The following is a 20479-nucleotide window of genomic DNA, read 5'->3' on the forward strand; positions in this document are numbered from 1 at the left end:
GCAAGCATTGCGCGCACCAGTGGACTACCCCCATTAGGAGGGGGATCAGCCTTTTTCATGGAAATAGTCGTAGATTGTCTGCGCCAAAGTGGCAGAAATGCCGTCCACAGCACACAAATCTGCAAGGGCGGCACGGCTAACAGCCTTGGCTGACCCAAAGTGGGTCAACAACGCCCGCTTGCGGGTGGCACCGACGCCCGGCACCTCATCCAACGGTGTTGCGCCGATAGCTTTGACACGCTTGGCGCGGTGGGTACCAATGGCAAATCGGTGCGCCTCATCGCGCAGGCGTTGCACGAAATACAGCACCGGATCATTGCGCTGCAACGCAAAGGGCCGTTCGCCATGACGGTGGAACTCTTCCTTGCCATGGTCGCGGTCCACACCTTTGGCCACACCAACCATCGGGATATCCTGAACCCCGTATTCTTCCATAATTTCCTGCACCGCCGACACCTGCCCGGCACCACCATCAATCAGCAGCAGATCGGGCCACATGCCCTTGTCACGATCAGGATCTTCTTTCAGCAGGCGCTTGAAACGGCGGGTCAGCACCTCTTTCATCATGCCAAAGTCATCGCCTGGGGTCAGCTCTTCGCCACGGATGTTGAACTTGCGATACTGGTTCTTCAGGAAACCATCAGCGCCCGCCACGATCATGCCGCCCACCGCATTGGTGCCTTGAATATGGCTGTTGTCGTAAACCTCGATCCGCGCCGGCGGCCCGTCGAGGTCAAAGGCCTCTGCCACGCCGCGCAGCAGTTTGGCCTGCGTCGCACTTTCCGACATCTTGCGCGCCAGACTTTCACGGGCGTTGCGCAACGCGCTTTCGATCAGTTCTGCCTTTTCACCGCGCTGCGGCACGGCGATGTCAACCTTGCGGCCCAGCTTGCCGCTAAGGGCCTCTCCCATCAGGTCATCGTTTTCGATCCCATGGGACAGCAACACCAACCGCGCCGGATCCCGTTTGTCATAGAACTGGCCCATGAACGCTTCCATCACCTCAGCGCTAGAGACCCCTTCGCCAACACGGGGGTAGTAGTCTTTGTTGCCCCAGTTCTGATTGGCACGGATAAAGAAGACCTGAACACAGGCCTGCCCGTTTTCCATATACAGGGCGATCACATCCGCTTCGGGCACGGTCTGCGGGTTGATCCCCTGAGCGGCCTGCACCTGCGTCAGCGCCTTGATCCGGTCGCGCAAAGCGGCAGCGCGCTCAAACTCCATCGCGGCCGAGGCCTCTTGCATCTGATCCGCCAACACCCGCTGAATCTCTGTGGACTTGCCTGACAAGAAGCGCTGCGCCTCATCGACGCTTCGGGCGTAATCCTTTGGGCTGATCCGTCCGACACAGGGGGCCGAGCAGCGTTTGATCTGCGCCTGCAAACAGGGCCGCGTGCGCGCATGGAAATCCGCATCGGAACAGGTGCGCAGCAAGAATCCCTTTTGCAGCTGGTCCAACACCCGGTTCACCGCCCCACCGCTGGCAAACGGCCCGTAATAGGCACCCCGGTCACTCTTGGCGCCACGGTGTTTGCGGATCATCGGGTATTCGTGATCCGTGACCATAATATTCGGGAAGCTTTTGTCATCGCGCAGCAGCACGTTGAACTTGGGCTTCAGCTGCTTGATCAGGTTCTGTTCCAGCAGCAGCGCTTCTGTCTCTGTCTTGGTGGTCAGAAACATCATCGACGCGGTTTCTGAGATCATCCGCGCGATCCGCGCCGAATGCCCAGAAGGGCGCGCATAGTTCGATACCCGCGCCCGCAGGTTCCGCGCCTTGCCCACATACAGCACACGCGCCTGCGCATCCAGCATCCGGTACACCCCCGGCGAGCCATCCAGCGTCTTGAGGTAGGATTGGATCAGCGCGTGGCCGGTCAAGGAATCAGCAGAAGAATCACTCATAAGACAGAGATATGATTCCCCCTCGCCCGCTGCAATCTTTGGCCCTTCGGGGCAAGGAAAAACCTTTCCACTGTTTCTGTGGATAAGTCTGGTGATAGGTTTTGGGCAACGTCGTTTTTTCGTTATTTTTTGCCCATTTTGTTGATTTGCCTAATAATTAGGCGAATATGTAAGTATTTGTAATTTAAAGAAACTTTTTTACACATCAATCAAGCGATTGATAATGTTAAACTTTTGGTAACGGCTTAGTAACAGAAACGGCATCCGTGCAAAACTTTGGCACGGAGTCATCTTTTACCCGCGTTTATTGATAATATCGGGGGTCTGCCAAGCGAGGTGCTGACCGCCGTCAGAACATAGCAATTGCCCTGTAATCGCAGGCGAATCGAGGAAGAAGCCCAGCGCCGCAACGATATCACTGACATTGGGGCCACGCTGCAAAATCGAATTGGCGCGTTGTGCATCGAAATGGTCCTGCGCCTGCCGCGCTCCGATCAAGGTGCTGCCCGGCCCGATGGCATTCACCCGCACATGAGGGGCCAACGACAGGGCCGTCGTCTGCGTCAGGGTCCACAGCCCCATTTTGGACAGGGTGTATGTCATGAACTCTGGCGTCAGCTTGCGGACACGCTGATCGACCATGTTGACCACCAGCCCCTGCGCCAGCAGTTCGCCGTTTTCATCGCGGACCGCCTCTGGCACCTGTGCTGCCATTGCCTGAATCAACAGGAACGGCGCCCGCAGGTTGGAGTTCAAATGCCGGTCCCAGCTGTCGCGGCTGACCGTTTCCAAACGGTCATATTCAAAGACGGAGGCGTTGTTCACCAAACAGGTGACAGGGCTATCAAATGCAGCGGCGACGCGAGGGAACAGGCCAGCGGCCTCTTCCTCGATCAACAGGTCTGCCTGAAATGCCTCTGCCTTGCGGCCCATGGCGCGTGCCTCTGCCACGACCTCGGCGGCCTCAGCGGCGGAGCTGGCGTAATGCACCGCCAGATCATAGCCACGTCCCGCCAAATACAGCGCCATCGCGCGTCCCAGACGTTTGCCTGCGCCGGTTACCAGTGCAACTGCCATCGTGATCTCCTGTCCGCCTGAGATGCGGGATTAGTGCAACGTCGTCAGCACATAGGCCACATATAGGCCTGTCAGCAAGACACCCCAAAGGCGGGTGATGTTCTGTTTCAGGAATACGAATGGGATCAACAGCAACGTCGCCGCCAACATAACCCAAATATCGAACTCCAACAGTTCAGGATCGACAGGGATCGGGCTAACAACAGCGGTCACGCCGATGATGGCCAATAGGTTGAACATGTTCGACCCGATCACATTGCCCAGCGCCACGTCCGCCTGACGCCGCAGCACAGCCATAACGGTGGTCGCCAATTCCGGCAGCGAAGTACCAATGGCCACCAGTGTCAGGCCGATCACTGTTTCGGAAATCCCAAACAGCCGTGCGATGCTGACAGCCCCATCCAAGAGCAGTTCCGCCCCCAAGGGCAAACCGATCAGGCCAAGGCCCAGATAAACCGTGATTTTCCACCACGGCATATCTGGATCCGCGCCTTCGGGATCTTCCAGATCGTCGTGTTCGCCCATCGCGATGTGTGCACGGGCGTGTTGCAGCGCCCAGATCAGCGTCATGGTCAACGCCGCCAGCAGGATCAAACCGCTGACCCACGTAAAGGTGCCGCAAAAAGCCAGCACAATGAACAACACGCTGCCCGCCAGCATCTGCAAGTAGCTGCTGCGGCTTTCGCATTTCGAGGATTGCATGGTCGAAATCAGCGCAGGTACGCCCAGAACCAACAGCACATTGGCGATGTTGGATCCAATGACATTGCCCAGCGCAATGCCCGGCTTATCCTCAAGCGCGGCGGTGGTTGAAATCAGCAATTCCGGTGCCGAAGTCCCAAAAGCCACGATCGTCAGGCTGACAATCAGTGCCGGGATCCCGATACGCAGGGACAGGTTCACCGCCCCTTTCACCAAAGCATCCCCTGCCAGCAGCAGAATAATCAGCCCCAGCCCCGCATACAGCCATTCGATCATGTCTTAGCGCACTCCCTTGGTGCAAGGGCACGGGCCCTTGCCGATCTTGAAACGACCGCAGCGGTTACATCTGGCAGATGCCAGCCGCTTTTGGCCGGGGATCTTCACCTTGCCGAACATGGCCAAAACAGCCATCCCGATGAGGAAGAAGGTGATGATCTTAAACAGCATTCCCGTTCCCGCCTTACAACCCGAAGCGCGCATAGGCAGCGCGCTCTTCCAGAAGGCCCGCCGCATCTTGCGCAAACTGCATGCCAAAGCGTGACATCCATCCCCGTTTGCGGCCATAGACCATAAAGCGCACCTTGTCGCCATAGATCTCTTTGAGTTTCGGGGTGACGTGACCGACACCATCAATCAAACCCAGCGCTTGCGCCTTTTCTGCCATCCAGACTCGACCTGTAAATAGATCGGGATCGTCCGTCAGGCGCGCACCTCGGCGGTCTTTGACGTACCCCTCAAAAACGGCATGCATATCGCCCAGAATTTCCTTTAGCCGCTCAACATCCTCGGCCTTTTCAGGCAAGAAGGGGTCCAGCATCGATTTCGATTTGACCGATGTGTAGACGCGCCGCTCGACGCCGTGACGGTTCAACAATTCATGTGCGCCAAAACCAGCAGAGATCACCCCAATAGACCCAATGATCGAGGCGGGATCGGCATAGATGTCGTCCGCGGCGGCCGCCAACCAGTAGCCGCCAGAGGCCGCCACATCCTCAACGAAGGCATGAACGGGCACTTTCTTTTCATCCGCCAGACGTCGCACACGCGCCGCAATAAGCGAGGATTGCACAGGCGATCCACCGGGCGAGTTGACAACCAGCGCAACCGCTTGCGGTTTGCCCTTACGAAAAGCGCGTTCGATCAACGGCCCCATCGCTGCGTCGTTCAACGGCGCACGATCGCCCGTCGCGATCATGCCCTGCATACGAATAACCGCGACACGGGGGCGTTTTGAGGTGAATGGCAATTTCATCATGTTGTTCATGTAGAGGTGTGACCGCTGCCGAACAAGGGAAGCGCTGTGCCTGTTCCCGCATTCGTGACGGAAAAAACGCATTCCATTCCCTGCACCATAAGGCGGCCTACACCATAGATAACCCTGTTTTATGGACCCACGTCTAACCGATAGGACCCTGGTTTAACCGGCCAGCATCTTAAGGCCCTGCGTTACGTCCGACCGCACCGCCAACCGCAGCCCGGGTTCATCCCCTGCCTTTAGCGCGGCGATGATCAGGCGGTGAAAGTGCGGCGGTTCTGTACGGCGCAGGCGCCCATAAAGGGCACGCATCGTCGGGCCCAGCTGCAGCCAGACCGTTTCCGCCATTGCCAGCATCGCGGGCGCCTGTGCCCGCAGATAAAGCGTGCGGTGAAATTCCAGATTGGTGCGGATGTAGGCCACCGCATCCTTACGATCGACCGCATCAGAAATAGCGCCATTGATCGTCTGCAATCGGTCAATCAGTGCCATATGCGCACGCGGCAGGGCACGGCTGGCCAGTTCGACCTCGATCAGGCTACGCAGGGCGGCCAGTTCTTCGATCCGTTCGTTGCTAAGTTCCGGGGTGGCAACCCGCCCCGATGTAGACAGCGTCAGCGCGCCTTCGGCCACCAGACGGCGCACCGCTTCGCGGGCGGGGGTCATCGACACCTCAAACTCTGCCCCGATACCTCGCAGGGTCAGGGCAGCGCCTGGTCCAATCTCACCGTGCATGATTCGACTGCGTAGCCCGCGATAGACGCGGTCATGGGCCGATGTCGGGGTGGCTTCGGATCTGGAATTAATCAACATGCTTCCATGTGATCACAAATGGACACAACGTCAATTCACATTCGCGACCCGTTTAGTCGCCAAAACGGTATCGGTGTAGCGACGCGCCATTGTCGCGCAGCCATTGGCGGGCGGGCTGATACTCCCCGTACAACTCACGCACCTGATTCCAGAAGGCGGGCGAGTGATCCATGTGCCGCAAATGCGCCACCTCATGGGCCGCGACATATTCCAGCACCTCCATCGGGGCCATGACCAGACGCCACGAATACATCAACACACCCGCCGAAGAACACGATCCCCAGCGCGAGCGTGTGTCACGCAACGAGATGCGGCTATAAGGCCGTTTCAGATCCGCGGCATAACGATCAGAGGCTGCAGCCAGTTGATCCCGCGCGAGCGTTTTAAGAAAGGCCGCAACGCGGCGCCCAGCCGTTTCGGGATTGCCCGGCACCTGCAGCGCCCCGTCCGCGACCCGAATGCCGCGCCCCTGCCCCGCAACAATCGCATGGGGCGTGCCGTAGATCGGCAGGCTGACACCCAGCGCCACGTCACACACATCAGGCCGATTGCCGATCTGGCGGCGCAGCCAATCCGCCTTCTCTTGGGCAAAGGCCAGCCCTTCGCGATCCGACACCCCGCGCGGCAGCGTCAGCGTGACCCGCGAATCCAACCCCGAAACCCGCAGCGACAACCGCCGCGCCTGCGCGGACCGACGTAGATGCACCGTGACCGGCGGATCACCGTCCAGCACATAAGCGGTCTGAGGGGCCGCTTTGTCACCTTTCTGCTTGGGCATGAGCCGCCTATCCTTTAAAGCCTTTGACACGCACAGCCTGTTATGGCAGGTGCCCCTGATTGTCGACAAGACCACGTGAATTGAGAGGGATCCCTGATGCCCAAAGAAGAATGGGGTGTAAAGCGCGTCTGCCCCACCACCGGCAAGCGCTTTTATGACCTGAACAAAGACCCGATCGTCAGCCCCTACACCGGCGAGATCGTGGAAACCGAAGCCACCAAGAGCCGCATGATCGCTGCGGATGCAGAGGATGCATCGGCAAAGAAAGCGTCCAAGGACAACGTCGAATCCGATGATGATCTGCTGGATGATGACAACGTCGATGTGGAACTGGATGACGACCTGCTGGATGATGAGGATGACGATAACGTCTCCCTCGACGAACTGGCCGACGTTCCTGCCGAAGACGACGAATAAAAAATTTCCGCGGGTGGAATTTTCCGCTTGCACCCACCCGCGGGAGCCACTAGATAGCGCTGCACAGGCCAACACGGTCTGACACACAAGTCTAAACGACTTGGGAAATTGGGGCCTTAGCTCAGCTGGGAGAGCGCCTGCATGGCATGCAGGAGGTCAGCGGTTCGATCCCGCTAGGCTCCACCAAATTCCCTTCCCTCTCTAAAAATTATATCACCTACACACAACGCGTAAGCAATTTTGCACTGTTGATTTGCTGTGCTGCCCTGCGCTGCCATTCACCGCATCGTGAGGCAAAATTTTCTTGCGTTCGGATCTTTGCAAGACGCGAATCACTTGGCGCAGGACGCTCAGCGTCGCGACAAGAGCGGACCTAAATCCGTATAATCCGCACAAAACAGCCTAAGTTTTCAAAAAAACTATAAAATATCTGTATTTAGGTCGTTTATTTGACTCGAGAGCGTCTTAACAAAACGACGAAATCGCTTATCCTACCTTCGGATCGGGTTGGTGCCTGCTGCGCCGGGGTTTTACAGAAAATGAGGTACGAGCTGTCTAAGCCGTTCAACCCAGAAGACACCCACAGACGCCCCGTGGGTCAACGCACCGCTTCGGATGATGCCGGTGGCGCTGAAGGTTTGGCCAATGACCCGTCCCTAACCCCCGAAGAAATCGACCACAAAGCGCTGCGCGTTCTCAATTCGTTTGCGATCGAATTGATGAAAATCCCGTCCAAAGCAGAACTGGCCTGGTACGTTGCCCGCGAAGTGGTTGCGCGCCTGGGCTTCAGCGATTGCGTTGTTTATTACACCCAGCCCGACGGGAAAAACCTACGCCAGATGGCCGCCCTGGGTGATGTGAAAAACCCCCGCCTCACCGAAATTATCAATCCGCTGATCATTCCGTTCGGGCGGGGTGTCACCGGTAGCGTCGCCCAAACCGGCGAAGCGGAACTGATCAACGATCTGTTGGCCGACCCACGCTACATCCCTGATGTGATCCCAGCACGGTCTGAAATCTGTGTACCGATCAAAATTGGCGATCGCGTTCTGGGGGTCATCGATTCAGAAGATTCCGCACGCGACCACTACAGCGATTGGCATCTGGAACAGCTGGAAACCGTTGCAGCAATGATGGCTGCGCGAATCAACCTGCTGGAAAAAGACCGTAGTCGCGAACTGGCACAGCAACTGCGCCACAGCGAATCCCGGTTCCGCGATTTCACCGAAACAGCCACCGATTGGGTTTGGGAAACGGACGCAGACCACACATTCCGTTTCGTTTCCGGCAGTCTGGCGCTGGGGGCGAACACTGGGTTGAACGCCTCTGAATTGCTGGGCCAAAATTGCCGCGTGCTGGGCGCCAAACGTATGCATCGCGATCGCGAAGCCGATCTGCTGCATCAACTGGAAACCCACGAAGACTTCAAACAGATCCGCTACTCTCTCACTCAACCGGATGGATCGCCACGAATCATGCGGATCAGCGGCAAGCCGCTGTTTGACAGCAAGGGGGCCTTCAAGGGCTATCGCGGCACCGGCGTTGACGTCACCGAACAAGAGCTGACACACGAACGGCTGACCACGCTTTATCGTGTGTTTGACTCTCTGCCCGAACCAATTGCGGTCTTTGACAACAACGATTGCATTTCCTTTACCAACGTCGCCTTCAAGGAAATGCACGCCGAAGCGCCGCATACGATCCGGCATGGGATTCCGTTCCACGACCATGTGCGCGCACTGGCGAATTGCGGATACATCACCGATGTAGAAGGTGACCTGAATGACTGGGTCACCGAAACAGTCGAACGACACCGTAATCCAGACGGCATCTTTGAATTCCACCGCGAAGGACAGGGTTGGTTCCAGGCCAACGAAAAGAAACTGCCCAACGGGTATCAGGTTCTGCTGCTGACCCGCATTGACGGCTTGAAAGAGGTCGAACGCGATCTGATCGCAGCCCGCGAGGCAGCGGATGCCGCAAACGTGGCAAAATCGGAATTCTTGGCCAACATGAGCCATGAAATCCGCACGCCGATGAACGGCATTATTGGTTTGACCGAACTGCTGCGCCGCCATCTGTCAGAACCCGAACTGGTTCATAAGGCCGAAACAATCGCACAATCGGGCAATGCGCTGCTGCGGATCATCGACGATATCCTCGACTTCTCCAAGATCGAGGCGCGCATGTTGGACATCGAATGGCACCCATGCCGATTTGCGCCAACCCTACGCCAACTGGCCGAGGTTTATCACCCGCTTGCCTCTGACAAAGGGCTTAGCCTGTCCCTTGATGTGGCACCGGGCATTGCGCCTGTTGTCTCATTGGACGAAGGGCGCCTGCGCCAGATCCTGTCAAACCTGCTTAGCAACGCAATCAAATTCACCCCATCCGAATCCGCCGGTAGACGGGGGGCGATTCAGATCAGCGCCAGCCGGAACGCGGATGGGCAACTGCAGGTTGACGTGATCGACAACGGCATTGGCATCTCACCCGAAGCGGCGGCCAAGGTCTTTGATCCATTTTCGCAGGCAGAAAGCAACACAACACGCCGCTTCGGCGGCACCGGTCTGGGTCTGTCGATCAGCCGCAATCTGGCTGAATTGATGGGGGGTGGTCTAACCCACATCCCGCGCGACATCGGCAGCCAGTTCCGTGTCGTTCTGCCCTATGAACCACTGTCGGACGATACTGCGCCAGATCCGACACTGCCCGAAATCACCCAATTCAGCGCCCTACCCACGGCAGAGCCCCTGACGCCCAAAGCCAACGCAGACACACCGCCCGCGGGTGAAGCACGCATTCTTGTTGTAGAGGACAACCAGATCAACTTGATGGTGATCTCCAAACAGCTAGAAACGCTGGGCCATTCCGCCATCTTGGCAAGCGACGGCAAACGTGGGCTTGAACTATGGCAGGCAGGTCAGTTTGATTTGGTGCTGACCGATTGCCACATGCCGGAAATGGACGGCTATGATCTGTCTCGTGAAATCCGCCGTATCGAACAAGAAACAGGCCGTGAACCCTGCCAGATCATCGCAATCACCGCGAACGCTTTGAAAAGCGAAGAAAGCAAATGCCTGGACGCGGGGATGGATTCGTTCCTGGCCAAACCTGTCCGCCTGAACCAGCTGCGTGATGTCCTACATAGCTGCACCAACGGCGAAGCGTCAGAAAACTGACACGACCGGCTGCTCAAAACACGCTGAAAAAATAGGAAAATCAGAGGCGAGCCCGATTTCGGCCTGCCCGTCCTGATTTGCGTCGAAATCTCGCCACATTGGTTAACCATGCTTACCCTTGGCCCATAACGGGCTTGGGACACGCGGTGACATGGGGATGGCACCGCGACGCAAAGGACCGGGGACAATGAAACTACTCGCCGTTGATGATGATCCGATGATTCTGGAACTGTTGCTGGAGACCCTGCCCCGGCTGGGCTTTGGCGACGTGACCGGCGCCCAATCTGCCGCAGAGGCCATGCAGCTGATTGCGACCAGCGCAACGCCTTTTGATGGCTTCCTCTTTGATATTCAGATGCCCGAAATGACTGGGATCGAACTGTGCGCTTGGCTGCGTGGGCAGGCCGGCTATGCGCAGGTGCCTGTGTTGATGATAACGGCAATGTCGGAGCGCAGCTTCATCAATCAGAGTTTTGAGGCCGGCGCCACCGACTATGTAACCAAGCCGTTCAATCCCACCGAACTGAGCGCCCGTCTGGAACAGGCCGCGCGGCTGCACCAAGAGCGTCGCGCACCAGAACCCAGCCTGAGCACCCCGGTGAATATCACATCACCTATCGCTGAAATCGCGACCTTTGTGCATGTCCCGCAATTCACCTTCGAAACAGCCTTCAACATCGCCGAAGTACGCGGTGTGCTGGATCTGCTGGCGCTGGAAAACTACCTGCTGCAACTTGGCCGTGGTGGCATGATGGTAAGTGCCTGCTTTGCGTTCCGGCTACAGAACGCCGAAGCGCTGTTTCAAAGCTGTTCAGCCGAAGAATACTACTACACGATGGCCGACATCGCAGAAGTGCTCAGTGACAGCCTACGGTGTCATGGCAGCTTCGTTGCGCATGCTGGGAACGGCGGTTTCGTTTGCCTCAGCCATGGCCGCGACCTACCGGACCCGCAGGAATTGCAGGTACATGTTCGCAACCAAATCGAAGAGCTGGATTTGCAGTATGACGATGGCCGCCCGATGCGTGTAGCCCTTGGAATGTCGCCGTTAATTCACCTTGGCCTGCGGTCTGGGCCAGCAGCTTTGGAACAGTTGCACAGTGCCCTTAGTATGACTGCCCTGCCCCGTTCAGAACCCCACTCAGCAATCGTTGCCCCAACGAAAACCGGCCGATCTGTCCTAGCGACAAAATATGATCTGCGCCAACGCTGGACCGCCATACTTAACCGTATGCGCGCGCGGATCACGTCATGAGCGTGCTGTCTCTGACCAGTTTTTCTGCTTGGGGTCGCCCGATGCGCGCGGCTCTCCAGCGGATGCCGTTTCAGGGCTTGTCCCTTGGTCGGTATTCGCCACTGCGGTTTATGCGCAACCATACGCATCTGTTGATCTACATCTATCTGATCGCCTCGATGGCAGTGATCGAAACAGTTTTGGAACGCTACACGATCGGGCGGGCGCAGGCGCTCCAGACCGAAGATGTCAGCGAACAGACCAATACCCTACGCGCACGTCTACAGGGCGAAGTTCTGGCGCGCGCCTTGCAGATGCGCGGTATGGCGGCAGCGATTACCGTGATGCCCGACATGCCCGCCGACCAGTTCGACGCCATCGCGGAACAGGTTACAGCAGATGCCCCAGTTATTCGCATGGTTGCCGCAGCACCGGATCTGGTCATTCGCCATGTGCATCCCGCAACTGACAACGCGGCCTTGTTGGGATTGGATTACCGCCAGTACGATCAAGTGATGGCCGTCATTGAAACCGCGCGTACGACTGGAAACACAGTGCTGGATGGCCCGTTGAACATTGGTGGTGGCAAACAGGGACTGGTTCTGCGCACACCAATCTTTTTACCCGGCGATGCCTCAGACGAAGCACCAGCGCGCCCTTTCTGGGGTATGATGTCGGCGACATTGGACTTGGGTGTTTTCCTCGAACAATCGGGGATCGTGCAGGGGGCGCGTCACCTTGATATCGCATTGCGCCGCCCTGCGACGGCTGAACAGCCGCCGCGGATGATTTTCGGGGCAGCGGAACTGTTTGAACAAGGCACCATTCGTCAGCGTATTGATCTGCCGCAGGGCAATTGGGAACTGGCCGCACGTCCCAAAGGGGGCTGGGACCAATTCGCCGAAGAGCGCCGCCAATTACGGTTCTGGGTGCTACTGGCAACTGTTCTGGCCCTACTGGTCGCTGCCTATCTGATCGAAATCAGCCGCCGTAAAACTGCCGCCGAGAAAAACCTGATCAATGCGATTAACGCGATCTCTGACGGCTTCGCACTGTTTGATGCCAACGATCGACTGGTCATGAGCAACGCCCAATTTCGCCGTAGCCTGGGTGGGGTGGGTCAGGCCGCCCTACGCCCCGGCATGCTGTTCGAAGATCTGCTGCGCGAAGGTGCCGCACGCGGACTATACCCCGAGGCAGAGGGCTGCGAAGATGACTGGGTAGCAGACCGGATGCTCGCTCATCAGGCTGCTGATTTTGAACAGGACGAACTGCTGTCTGATGGGACCTGGTTGCGTGCCAGCGAACGCCGCACCGAAGACGGCTGGACCGTCGCCTTCCGCATGGACATCACCGCCTTGAAAGAGGCACAGCTAGCCGCCGAGGCCGCCAGTCTGGCGAAAACAGAATTCCTTAACATTGTGACGCACGAATTGCGCACGCCGCTGACTGTGGTTCTGGGCTATAACGCATTCCTCAAAGATCCAGCCACCCTACCCGCCAGTCAGGCACTGTCGGATCAACAGGGCGGTATCAGTGCCGCGCACCAAGAGCTGCTGAACACAGTGGCGCGCTATGCCGCGAAAATGGATGCATCAGGACAGCACTTGCTAAACCTCATTCAGGAAACGCTGGATTATGCCAAAATCGAAGAAGGCAAAATGCAAATCCATCCAACGGACGTCCCGGTTCGCAACCTGATCGAGGATGTGATTGACCAGTTTCAGCAGCAGGCCGACGCCAAGGGACTGGACCTGTGGGCCGAAGCCGATGACGTCACTGTGCAGGCAGACGAAACCCGCCTAAAGCAGATCCTGTTCAATCTGGTTGGCAACGCGATGAAATTCACCAACGCCGGTGAAGTCGCTATCCGTACTGAGGTCGAGGGAAATACGCTGCGTTTCTCGGTGATGGACACAGGCCAAGGGATCCCTAAAGCGGAACAGTCCAAGGTCTTTGACAGCTTTCATCAGGTCGAAGCGGCTGACCTGCGCCGTCAGGGGGGAACCGGTCTAGGCCTGTCGATCAGCCGCAATCTAGTGGAATTGCACGGTGGGCGCATGTCCCTGCAAAGCCGCGAAGGTCATGGCAGCTGTTTCCAGTTTACCATCCCGTTGGCCACTACAAGCTGAAGACCATAGACCGGCATTCGCGGTGGGCGTGATCGGTGATCCACAACTGCGCCACAAGTTCAGACAAGCGCCGTGTTATTACGGCTTTTACCTTGCCTTGATAAGGTCAATCACGCTCAATACGGGGGCGACGTTTACTACGGGACCCCACAATGACACAGCTCACCGCCGCCTTAAACGCCATCGATGCAGCCAACGCTGCTGATCCCAATTCCGAAGACGGCCGGCCAGCTGCCCTATTGTACGGCGAACGGATGAGCGCCGAATTGGCAAAGCTGTTCCCAGACGCATCCGACATCCTGCAGATCGCGGCACGGGGTCAGCATATCGAACGCTGGGCCCTGCCCCGCGCTGACTACCCAGAAGGCAAAGCCGGATATTACGCATGGCGTAAAGAACAGGGGCGCCGCCACGGTGAACGCGTCGCAGGCATCATGGCAGAGGCTGGTTATGACAGCGATGCACAAACCCGCGTCGGGGTTCTGCTGCGCAAAGAAAATCTGAAAACAGACCCCGAGGTTCAAGCACTGGAAGACACCATCTGCTTTACCTTTATTCGTTGGTATCTGGCAGGGTTTAGCGAAACCCGTAGCGCCGAAGATCTGGAAAAAATCGTCGCCAAAACTGCGCGCAAGATGTCAGCCGCTGGGCGGGCACGCGCCTTGCAAGAGTTTCCCATGCCCGATGCGCTGGCACGCAGTTTTGCGTAACGGCTACCGCGCGCACAGACGATAATCATCCGCAGGACGCAAAGCCATCACCGCCTTCCCGACCATGCTCTGACCGCTTGGACCGGGAACACAGGTGCCACCCCCAGCAGGCCCCAGATCAGAGGCAAACGCAAAAATGTTGAAGCGCGCGCTTAGCAACTACTTTCCTTTCGTTGTCGCCGTGGTCGCGGTGGCGACACTGGCCATTGCCCTGCAGCGTCAGACAGATGTGGTGAATGCGTCAGCACTGCGCACATCTGTCCAGGCCGAGGTGGACGTCGTGTCCGCCCGTTTGCAGAGCCAAGTAGAAAGCAGCGTTCTGATCACCCGTGGGATCGCCTCCCTTCTTAGTCGGGGACGCGACATCAGCCAGGCAGAGTTTTCGCAGCTGGTCAGTAATGTGACCCGTGGCCGCTCGGATGTAATCAATGTCGCATGGGCGCCCGACCTCGTGATCACCCGCGTGCATCCGGTCGAACCCAACCGCGCAGCAATCGGGTTGGATTATCGCAATATCCCCGCCCAACTCGCCGCGATCGAGAAAGTGCGCGACACTGGCCAGATCGCCTTTGTCGGTCCGATTGATCTGGTGCAAGGGGGCAAAGGATTTATCCTACGGATCCCAGTTTACAGTCGCACGGAAGACATCCTGCAATTCCGTGGCATCCTATCGACGGTGTTTGACCTAAACGCCTTTCTGGACCGTGCCGGCATGATGGGGGTCGAACAGCCCCTTAACCTAACCCTTGCCAATCTGGACAACAGCGGCGCAATCGCCGCCATCGCGTATGGCGACCGCTCGGTCATTGACGACCAGCCCATTGAGGCCAACTTCGATTTCACCGGTTCGCATTGGCGCCTATATGCAACGCCAGAGGAAGGCTGGGATAGCGCCACAGAAGAACGGATTTACCAAATCCTACGCCTGTTAATAGTCTGCCTTTTCGTACTGGGGCCGCTCTATCTGCTGAACCGCATGGCGCTGGCGCGCAAAGAGATGATCACAGACATGCAAACGGCCAATCGCCGTTTGGACAGCTTCACCAACAACTTCCCTGGTGTCTTCTTTACCTACATGCAGCGGAGCGACACCCCAGATCGTGTAACCTTTGCCACCGACGGAACCCGCGATATCTGGGGGGTGAGCAAAGAACAGCTCTACGAAGACCCCTCGCCCATGTGGCGTGGTGCATCGATGGAAACGCGCGAAGAACTACGCAAAGTCATGGAATCAGCCCGACGCACCGGCACGACATGGCGGTTGATTTGGGAACATACGGGCCCGAATGGCGATGAACGTTGGCTCGAAGGTTGGGGACACCCATATCTTAGCACCGAGGGCGTGCTGCGTTGGGATTGTTTCGTGATGGACATCACAGATCAAAAGAAACGCGACATCGAATTTGAATTTCAGGCCAACGTCGTGAGGCAGGCCCAAAAGCAAGAGAGCATAGGTCAACTCACAGGCGGCATGGCGCATGATTTCAACAACATGCTGGCTGTGATCCGTGGCAATTTGGAGATGCTCGAAGATGATCTGGCGGATGAACTATCCCCAGACGACGAACGCATGGATTTCATTCGTGGGTCCATCTTAGCGGCTGAGCAGGGCAACGACCTAACGCGCAAAATGCTAAGCTTTGCGCGCCGCGCGCCGCTAAATCCCGAAGTCATCCAACTTAACACCGTAGTTCAAGAGCTGGAGGGTTGGAGTGGCCGCACATTCCCCGCGAACATTACGCTGACCACCCACCTCGCAGAGGGCCTGCCACCAGTGCTGCTGGACCGCAGCTCAACCTCAAGCGCCTTGCTGAACCTGATGGTAAATGCACGTGACGCAATGCCCAACGGCGGTACGCTGACCTTATCAACCCGCGTGGTCACGCTTGCGACTGATCAAAATCGGCACCTGTCGCAAAACCTTGGTGCTGGTCAATATGTGGTCCTGTCCGTTTCAGACACAGGCGATGGCATCAAGCCCGACCACCTCGCCAAGATCTTCGAGCCCTTCTACACGACGAAAGCGCCAGGCGCCGGATCCGGTCTGGGCTTGTCTATGGTGCAGGGCTTCGTTGCCCAATCTGGCGGCGCAATCGACATTCAGTCTACCCTCGGTGAGGGCACAGTGATCGACCTGTACTTCCCACCTGCCGAACTGGGGCGTACATCCTTTGCCAGCACCATTAAGGTCGAAGAAGAAACCAGCAGCACTGGCCTACATATCCTACTGGCAGAGGACCATAAAGATGTTCGCCTAATGCTCGAACGCAGCCTCACCCGTATGGGCCACAAGGTCACCGCGGCAGAAACGGGTGACATGGCAATGCAACTGTTCGAGAAAAACCCCGGTTTTGATCTGCTTGTAACGGACATCGTCATGCCCGGCTTACTCCAGGGGACGGATTTGGTACGCGAAATCCGCAAACGTGTGGCAGACTTTCCGGTCATCGTGCTCACCGGCTATACCGATCTGCCATTGAACGACGGATCCATATTGCGTCCCGAAGACATCCGATTGAACAAGCCCGTCGCACGCGCATCGTTGGAGCGTGCGCTCACACTCACTGCCCACCGCGCGCGGCCGAGCTAACGGTCTCGAGTTAACGTCGCTCGCAACCGCGTCGTCGCCGGAACACTCCGCGTAGTAGTACTGCGCGTTCTGTGTTGGCCATCCCGACAATCAACGAAACGCCCACCTTGTTACAGGACACTTTCAGGTGGGTTGAATTCGCACCACTACACGCGAACTCACGCGTTCATTCACGGCCTACGGACCAAACCTGGCCAATGCTCTCGAAATAATCAGGGATTACAGGCGCCAATCGCCCAGTGTTCCAGATGTCTGCAGCGGCTGGGCAACAGCGGTTTTCCAGAACAAACGTAAGCGGTCTTTTTCCCAGACACTGCGGACTGGGTGTACGTTCTAATTTTGTTAATTTTGTATTAAAAAAGCCGCCCATTGGGGCGGCTGTTTTTGTGTTTCATCGTTTTTGAGAGATTGTTGTTGTTTATTAGGTTTGGCGGTGACCTACTCTCCCACGTCTTAAGACGCAGTACCATTGGCGCTTCGGTGCTTAACTTCCGAGTTCGGGATGGGATCGGGTGTTTCACTCGTGCTATGACCACCAAACCGAATAAGCAACAACGGGCTTTTGTTAGCCCTTATCAACGTGTTGTCTAAGCCGAGTACACTTTGGTGTATGCTTTTGATTTATCAGTCTTACTTTTACTGGATCAAATCAAGCCTATCGGACCATTAGTACCAGTCAACTGAATGCGTTACCGCACTTACATCTCTGGCCTATCGACGTGGTGGTCTACCACGGTCCTCAGGGATACCTTGTTTTGAGGGGGGCTTCCCGCTTAGATGCCTTCAGCGGTTATCCTTTCCGTTCATAGCTACCCAGCACTACCGTTGGCACGATAACTGGTCCACCAGTGGAACGTTCACCCCGGTCCTCTCGTACTAGGGGCAACTCCTCTCAAGTATCCTACACCCACGGCAGATAGGGACCGAACTGTCTCACGACGTTCTAAACCCAGCTCACGTACCTCTTTAAATGGCGAACAGCCATACCCTTGGGACCTGCTCCAGCCCCAGGATGAGATGAGCCGACATCGAGGTGCCAAACACTGCCGTCGATATGGACTCTTGGGCAGTATCAGCCTGTTATCCCCGGCGTACCTTTTATCCGTTGAGCGATGGCCCTTCCACGCGGGACCACCGGATCACTATGGCCGTCTTTCGACTCTGCTCGACTTGTCAGTCTCGCAGTCAGGCTGGCTTCTGCCATTGCACTCAACGAGCGATTTCCGACCGCTCTGAGCCAACCTTCGCGCGCCTCCGTTACTCTTTAGGAGGCGACCGCCCCAGTCAAACTACCCGCCACGCAGGGTCCCGGATCCGGATAACGGACCGCGGTTAGACATCAAGCAGAATAAGGGTGGTATCTCAAGGGAGGCTCCACTGGGACTGGCGTCCCAGTTTCAAAGCCCACCACCTATCCTGCACATATTGTGCCTGATGCCAGTGCGAAGCTGTAGTAAAGGTGCACGGGGTCTTTCCGTCTAACCGCGGGAAGCCTGCATCTTGACAGGCAATTCAATTTCGCTGAGTCGATGTTGGAGACAGCGGGGAAGTCGTTACGCCATTCGTGCAGGTCGGAACTTACCCGACAAGGAATTTCGCTACCTTAGGACCGTTATAGTTACGGCCGCCGTTTACCGGGGCTTCAATTCGACGCTCTCACATCTCCTTTTAACCTTCCGGCACCGGGCAGGCGTCAGACCCTATACGTCGTCTTGCGACTTCGCAGAGCCCTGTGTTTTTAGTAAACAGTCGCCACCCCCTGGTTTGTGCCCCCAGCCACTAGTTGCCTAGAAACTGGGCCTCCTTCTCGCGAACTTACGGAGGTATTTTGCCGAGTTCCTTCAACATCGTTCTCTCAAGCGCCTTGGTATACTCTACCAGTCCACCTGTGTCGGTTTAGGGTACGGTCTTAAAGAGGGGCTATTTCCAGGGACCACTCAGCAGCCCAGACAATCCGTTAAGCCTGAACTACCTCTGTGATCCGTCACCACCTCACGGCCTAGGAATATTAACCTAGTTCCCATCGACTACGCCTTTCGGCCTCGCCTTAGGGGCCGGCTTACCCTGCTCAGATTAGCTTTAAGCAGGAACCCTTGGACTTTCGGCGACAGGGTCTCTCACCCTGTTTGTCGCTACTCATGTCATCATTCTCGCTAGTGATCTCTCCACCGGATGGCTCACGCCCCGGCTTCACAGAAAGCTCCTTGCGTCTAAGACCTTCGATGACGAAGGTTAAAGACGCATGGAACTATGTCACACTACGCTCTGCTACCATGCACTATGTGCATCCTCAGCTTCGGCTCATGGCTTGAGCCCCGTTACATCTTCGCCGCAGGACAACTTATTTAGACCAGTGAGCTGTTACGCTATCTTTAAAGGATGGCTGCTTCTAAGCCAACCTCCTGGTTGTTTTGGTCGTCCCACCTGCTTTCCCACTTAGCCATGAATTAGGGGCCTTAGCTGGAGGTCAGGGTTGTTTCCCTCTCCACTACGGACGTTAGCATCCGCAGTGTGTCTGCCATCTAGTACTCCCGGGTATTCGGAGTTTGGTTAGGATCAGTAAGCCTGTGGGGCCCCATTACCCATCCAGTGCTCTACCCCCCGGGGTATTCGGATGACGCTCTACCTAAATAGATTTCGCAGAGAACCAGCTATCTCCGAGTTTGATTGGCCTTTCACCCCTAGGCACAACTCATCCCGACCTTTTTCAACAGGTGTGGGTTCGGCCCTCCAGTAAGTGTTACCTTACCTTCAGCCTGGTCATGCCTAGATCACTCGGTTTCGGGTCTGATCCCACGAACTCATTCGCCCTATTAAGACTCGCTTTCGCTGCGCCTACACCTAACGGCTTAAGCTTGCTCGTGAGACCAAGTCGATGACCCATTATACAAAAGGTACGCCGTCAGCTCGCAAGGAGCCTCCGACTGATTGTAGGCGTTCGGTTTCAGGTACTGTTTCACTCCCCTCGTCGGGGTGCTTTTCACCTTTCCCTCACGGTACTGGTTCACTATCGGTCAGTAAGGAGTACTTAGCCTTCGAAGGTGGTCCTCCGATGTTCAGACAGGATTTCACGTGTCCCGCCCTACTTAATACGTCCTATCGAGCTTCCCATACGGGACTGTCACCCACTATGGTCAATCTTTCCAGATTGTTCTGGTCACTCTCAAGGCTCGGCTGGTCCCCGTTCGCTCGCCGCTACTAGGGGAGTATCTGTTGATTTCCTTTCCTCCGGGTACTTAGATGTTTCAGTTCCCCGGGTTCGCTCTTAAAACCCTATGTATTCAGGTATTAAGTACTTGGTTTACCCGGTTATTGATCAGCGTGATGCTAACAATAACAGAGTATCAAGTGGGTTGCCCCATTCGGAGATCCTGGGATCAAAGCCTATTCTCGGCTCCCCCAAGCTTATCGCAGAGTATCACGTCCTTCATCGCCTCTTACTGCCAAGGCATTCACCAAACGCCCTTCTCGCGCTTGATTTGATCCAGAAAGAGTAAGACTTGCGTCTTTGACATCCGGGCTGGTTCGACCGGATGCTCACTTTCTGATCAAAAGCATACTATTTCCCGCTCCTTACCCGAAAGACTGCGCTGCCGATGTCGGTCGGCCCCACGCAGAAGGTAAGGAACATGCAAGATCTCTCGATCTTGCGGGTTAGTGTACTTGACTTGGACAACTCTG

General features: G+C 56.7%; 13 protein-coding genes, 1 tRNA gene and 2 rRNA genes. 7 read left to right on the top strand and 9 right to left on the bottom strand.

Features of this window, described 5'->3' with window-relative positions:
• Positions 1-45 precede the first annotated feature (45 nt).
• From uvrC to TM5383_RS03915, 7 genes are all read right to left on the bottom strand, one after another.
• On the bottom strand, positions 46-1908 hold the full coding sequence (uvrC, locus tag TM5383_RS03885) for an excinuclease ABC subunit UvrC (protein ID WP_058317739.1): 1863 nt from the start codon (positions 1906-1908) through the stop codon (positions 46-48).
• Positions 1909-2202: 294 nt separating this feature from the next.
• The gene (locus TM5383_RS03890) at positions 2203-2985 is read right to left on the bottom strand and encodes an SDR family oxidoreductase (protein ID WP_058317740.1); all 783 of its coding nucleotides are present in this window, start codon (positions 2983-2985) and stop codon (positions 2203-2205) included.
• Positions 2986-3015: 30 nt separating this feature from the next.
• Positions 3016-3963, bottom strand: coding sequence for a calcium/sodium antiporter (locus tag TM5383_RS03895; RefSeq protein ID WP_058317741.1), 948 nt, complete (start codon positions 3961-3963; stop codon positions 3016-3018).
• Positions 3964-3966: 3 nt separating this feature from the next.
• Entirely contained in the window at positions 3967-4134 is a 168-nt protein-coding gene (locus TM5383_RS16830; RefSeq protein ID WP_058317742.1) for a hypothetical protein, read from the bottom strand.
• A 13-nt stretch (positions 4135-4147) separates the two neighbouring features.
• Positions 4148-4942 (bottom strand): S49 family peptidase, encoded by a 795-nt coding sequence (locus TM5383_RS03905; RefSeq protein ID WP_370695956.1) that lies wholly within the window; start codon positions 4940-4942, stop codon positions 4148-4150.
• A 162-nt stretch (positions 4943-5104) separates the two neighbouring features.
• Positions 5105-5755: a GntR family transcriptional regulator gene (locus TM5383_RS03910; protein WP_058317744.1), complete on the bottom strand. Its 651-nt coding sequence runs from the start codon at positions 5753-5755 to the stop codon at positions 5105-5107.
• A gap of 52 nt (positions 5756-5807) precedes the next feature.
• Positions 5808-6533, bottom strand: coding sequence for a M48 family metallopeptidase (locus TM5383_RS03915; RefSeq protein WP_058317745.1), 726 nt, complete (start codon positions 6531-6533; stop codon positions 5808-5810).
• A 96-nt stretch (positions 6534-6629) separates the two neighbouring features.
• Here TM5383_RS03915 and TM5383_RS03920 point away from each other — a divergent pair, with 96 nt between their 5' ends.
• From TM5383_RS03920 to TM5383_RS03950, 7 genes are all read left to right on the top strand, one after another.
• Positions 6630-6950 carry a TIGR02300 family protein gene (locus TM5383_RS03920; protein ID WP_058317746.1) on the top strand — a complete coding sequence of 107 codons (321 nt, stop codon included), beginning with the start codon at positions 6630-6632 and terminating at the stop codon, positions 6948-6950.
• A 110-nt stretch (positions 6951-7060) separates the two neighbouring features.
• A tRNA-Ala gene (locus TM5383_RS03925) sits at positions 7061-7136 on the top strand.
• Positions 7137-7543: 407 nt separating this feature from the next.
• Positions 7544-10132 (top strand): ATP-binding protein, encoded by a 2589-nt coding sequence (locus TM5383_RS03930; RefSeq protein ID WP_058317747.1) that lies wholly within the window; start codon positions 7544-7546, stop codon positions 10130-10132.
• Positions 10133-10319: 187 nt separating this feature from the next.
• Positions 10320-11387 (top strand): response regulator, encoded by a 1068-nt coding sequence (locus tag TM5383_RS03935; RefSeq protein ID WP_058317748.1) that lies wholly within the window; start codon positions 10320-10322, stop codon positions 11385-11387.
• Positions 11384-13498, top strand: a complete 2115-nt coding sequence (locus tag TM5383_RS03940; RefSeq protein WP_058317749.1) for a sensor histidine kinase — start codon at positions 11384-11386, stop codon at positions 13496-13498. The genes TM5383_RS03935 and TM5383_RS03940 overlap by 4 nt, the downstream gene beginning before the upstream one ends.
• 152 nt (positions 13499-13650) lie before the next feature.
• Positions 13651-14208: a DUF4202 domain-containing protein gene (locus tag TM5383_RS03945; protein WP_058317750.1), complete on the top strand. Its 558-nt coding sequence runs from the start codon at positions 13651-13653 to the stop codon at positions 14206-14208.
• A gap of 136 nt (positions 14209-14344) precedes the next feature.
• Positions 14345-16798, top strand: coding sequence for an ATP-binding protein (locus TM5383_RS03950; RefSeq protein WP_058317751.1), 2454 nt, complete (start codon positions 14345-14347; stop codon positions 16796-16798).
• Positions 16799-17223: 425 nt separating this feature from the next.
• Here the strand turns inward: TM5383_RS03950 and rrf are convergent.
• A 5S ribosomal RNA gene (gene rrf / locus TM5383_RS03955) occupies positions 17224-17338 on the bottom strand.
• A 105-nt stretch (positions 17339-17443) separates the two neighbouring features.
• A 23S ribosomal RNA gene (locus tag TM5383_RS03960) occupies positions 17444-20278 on the bottom strand.
• Positions 20279-20479 lie beyond the last annotated feature (201 nt).

It is taken from the genome of Thalassovita mediterranea, from assembly GCF_001458435.1.
Lineage (GTDB): Bacteria > Pseudomonadota > Alphaproteobacteria > Rhodobacterales > Rhodobacteraceae > Thalassobius > Thalassobius mediterraneus.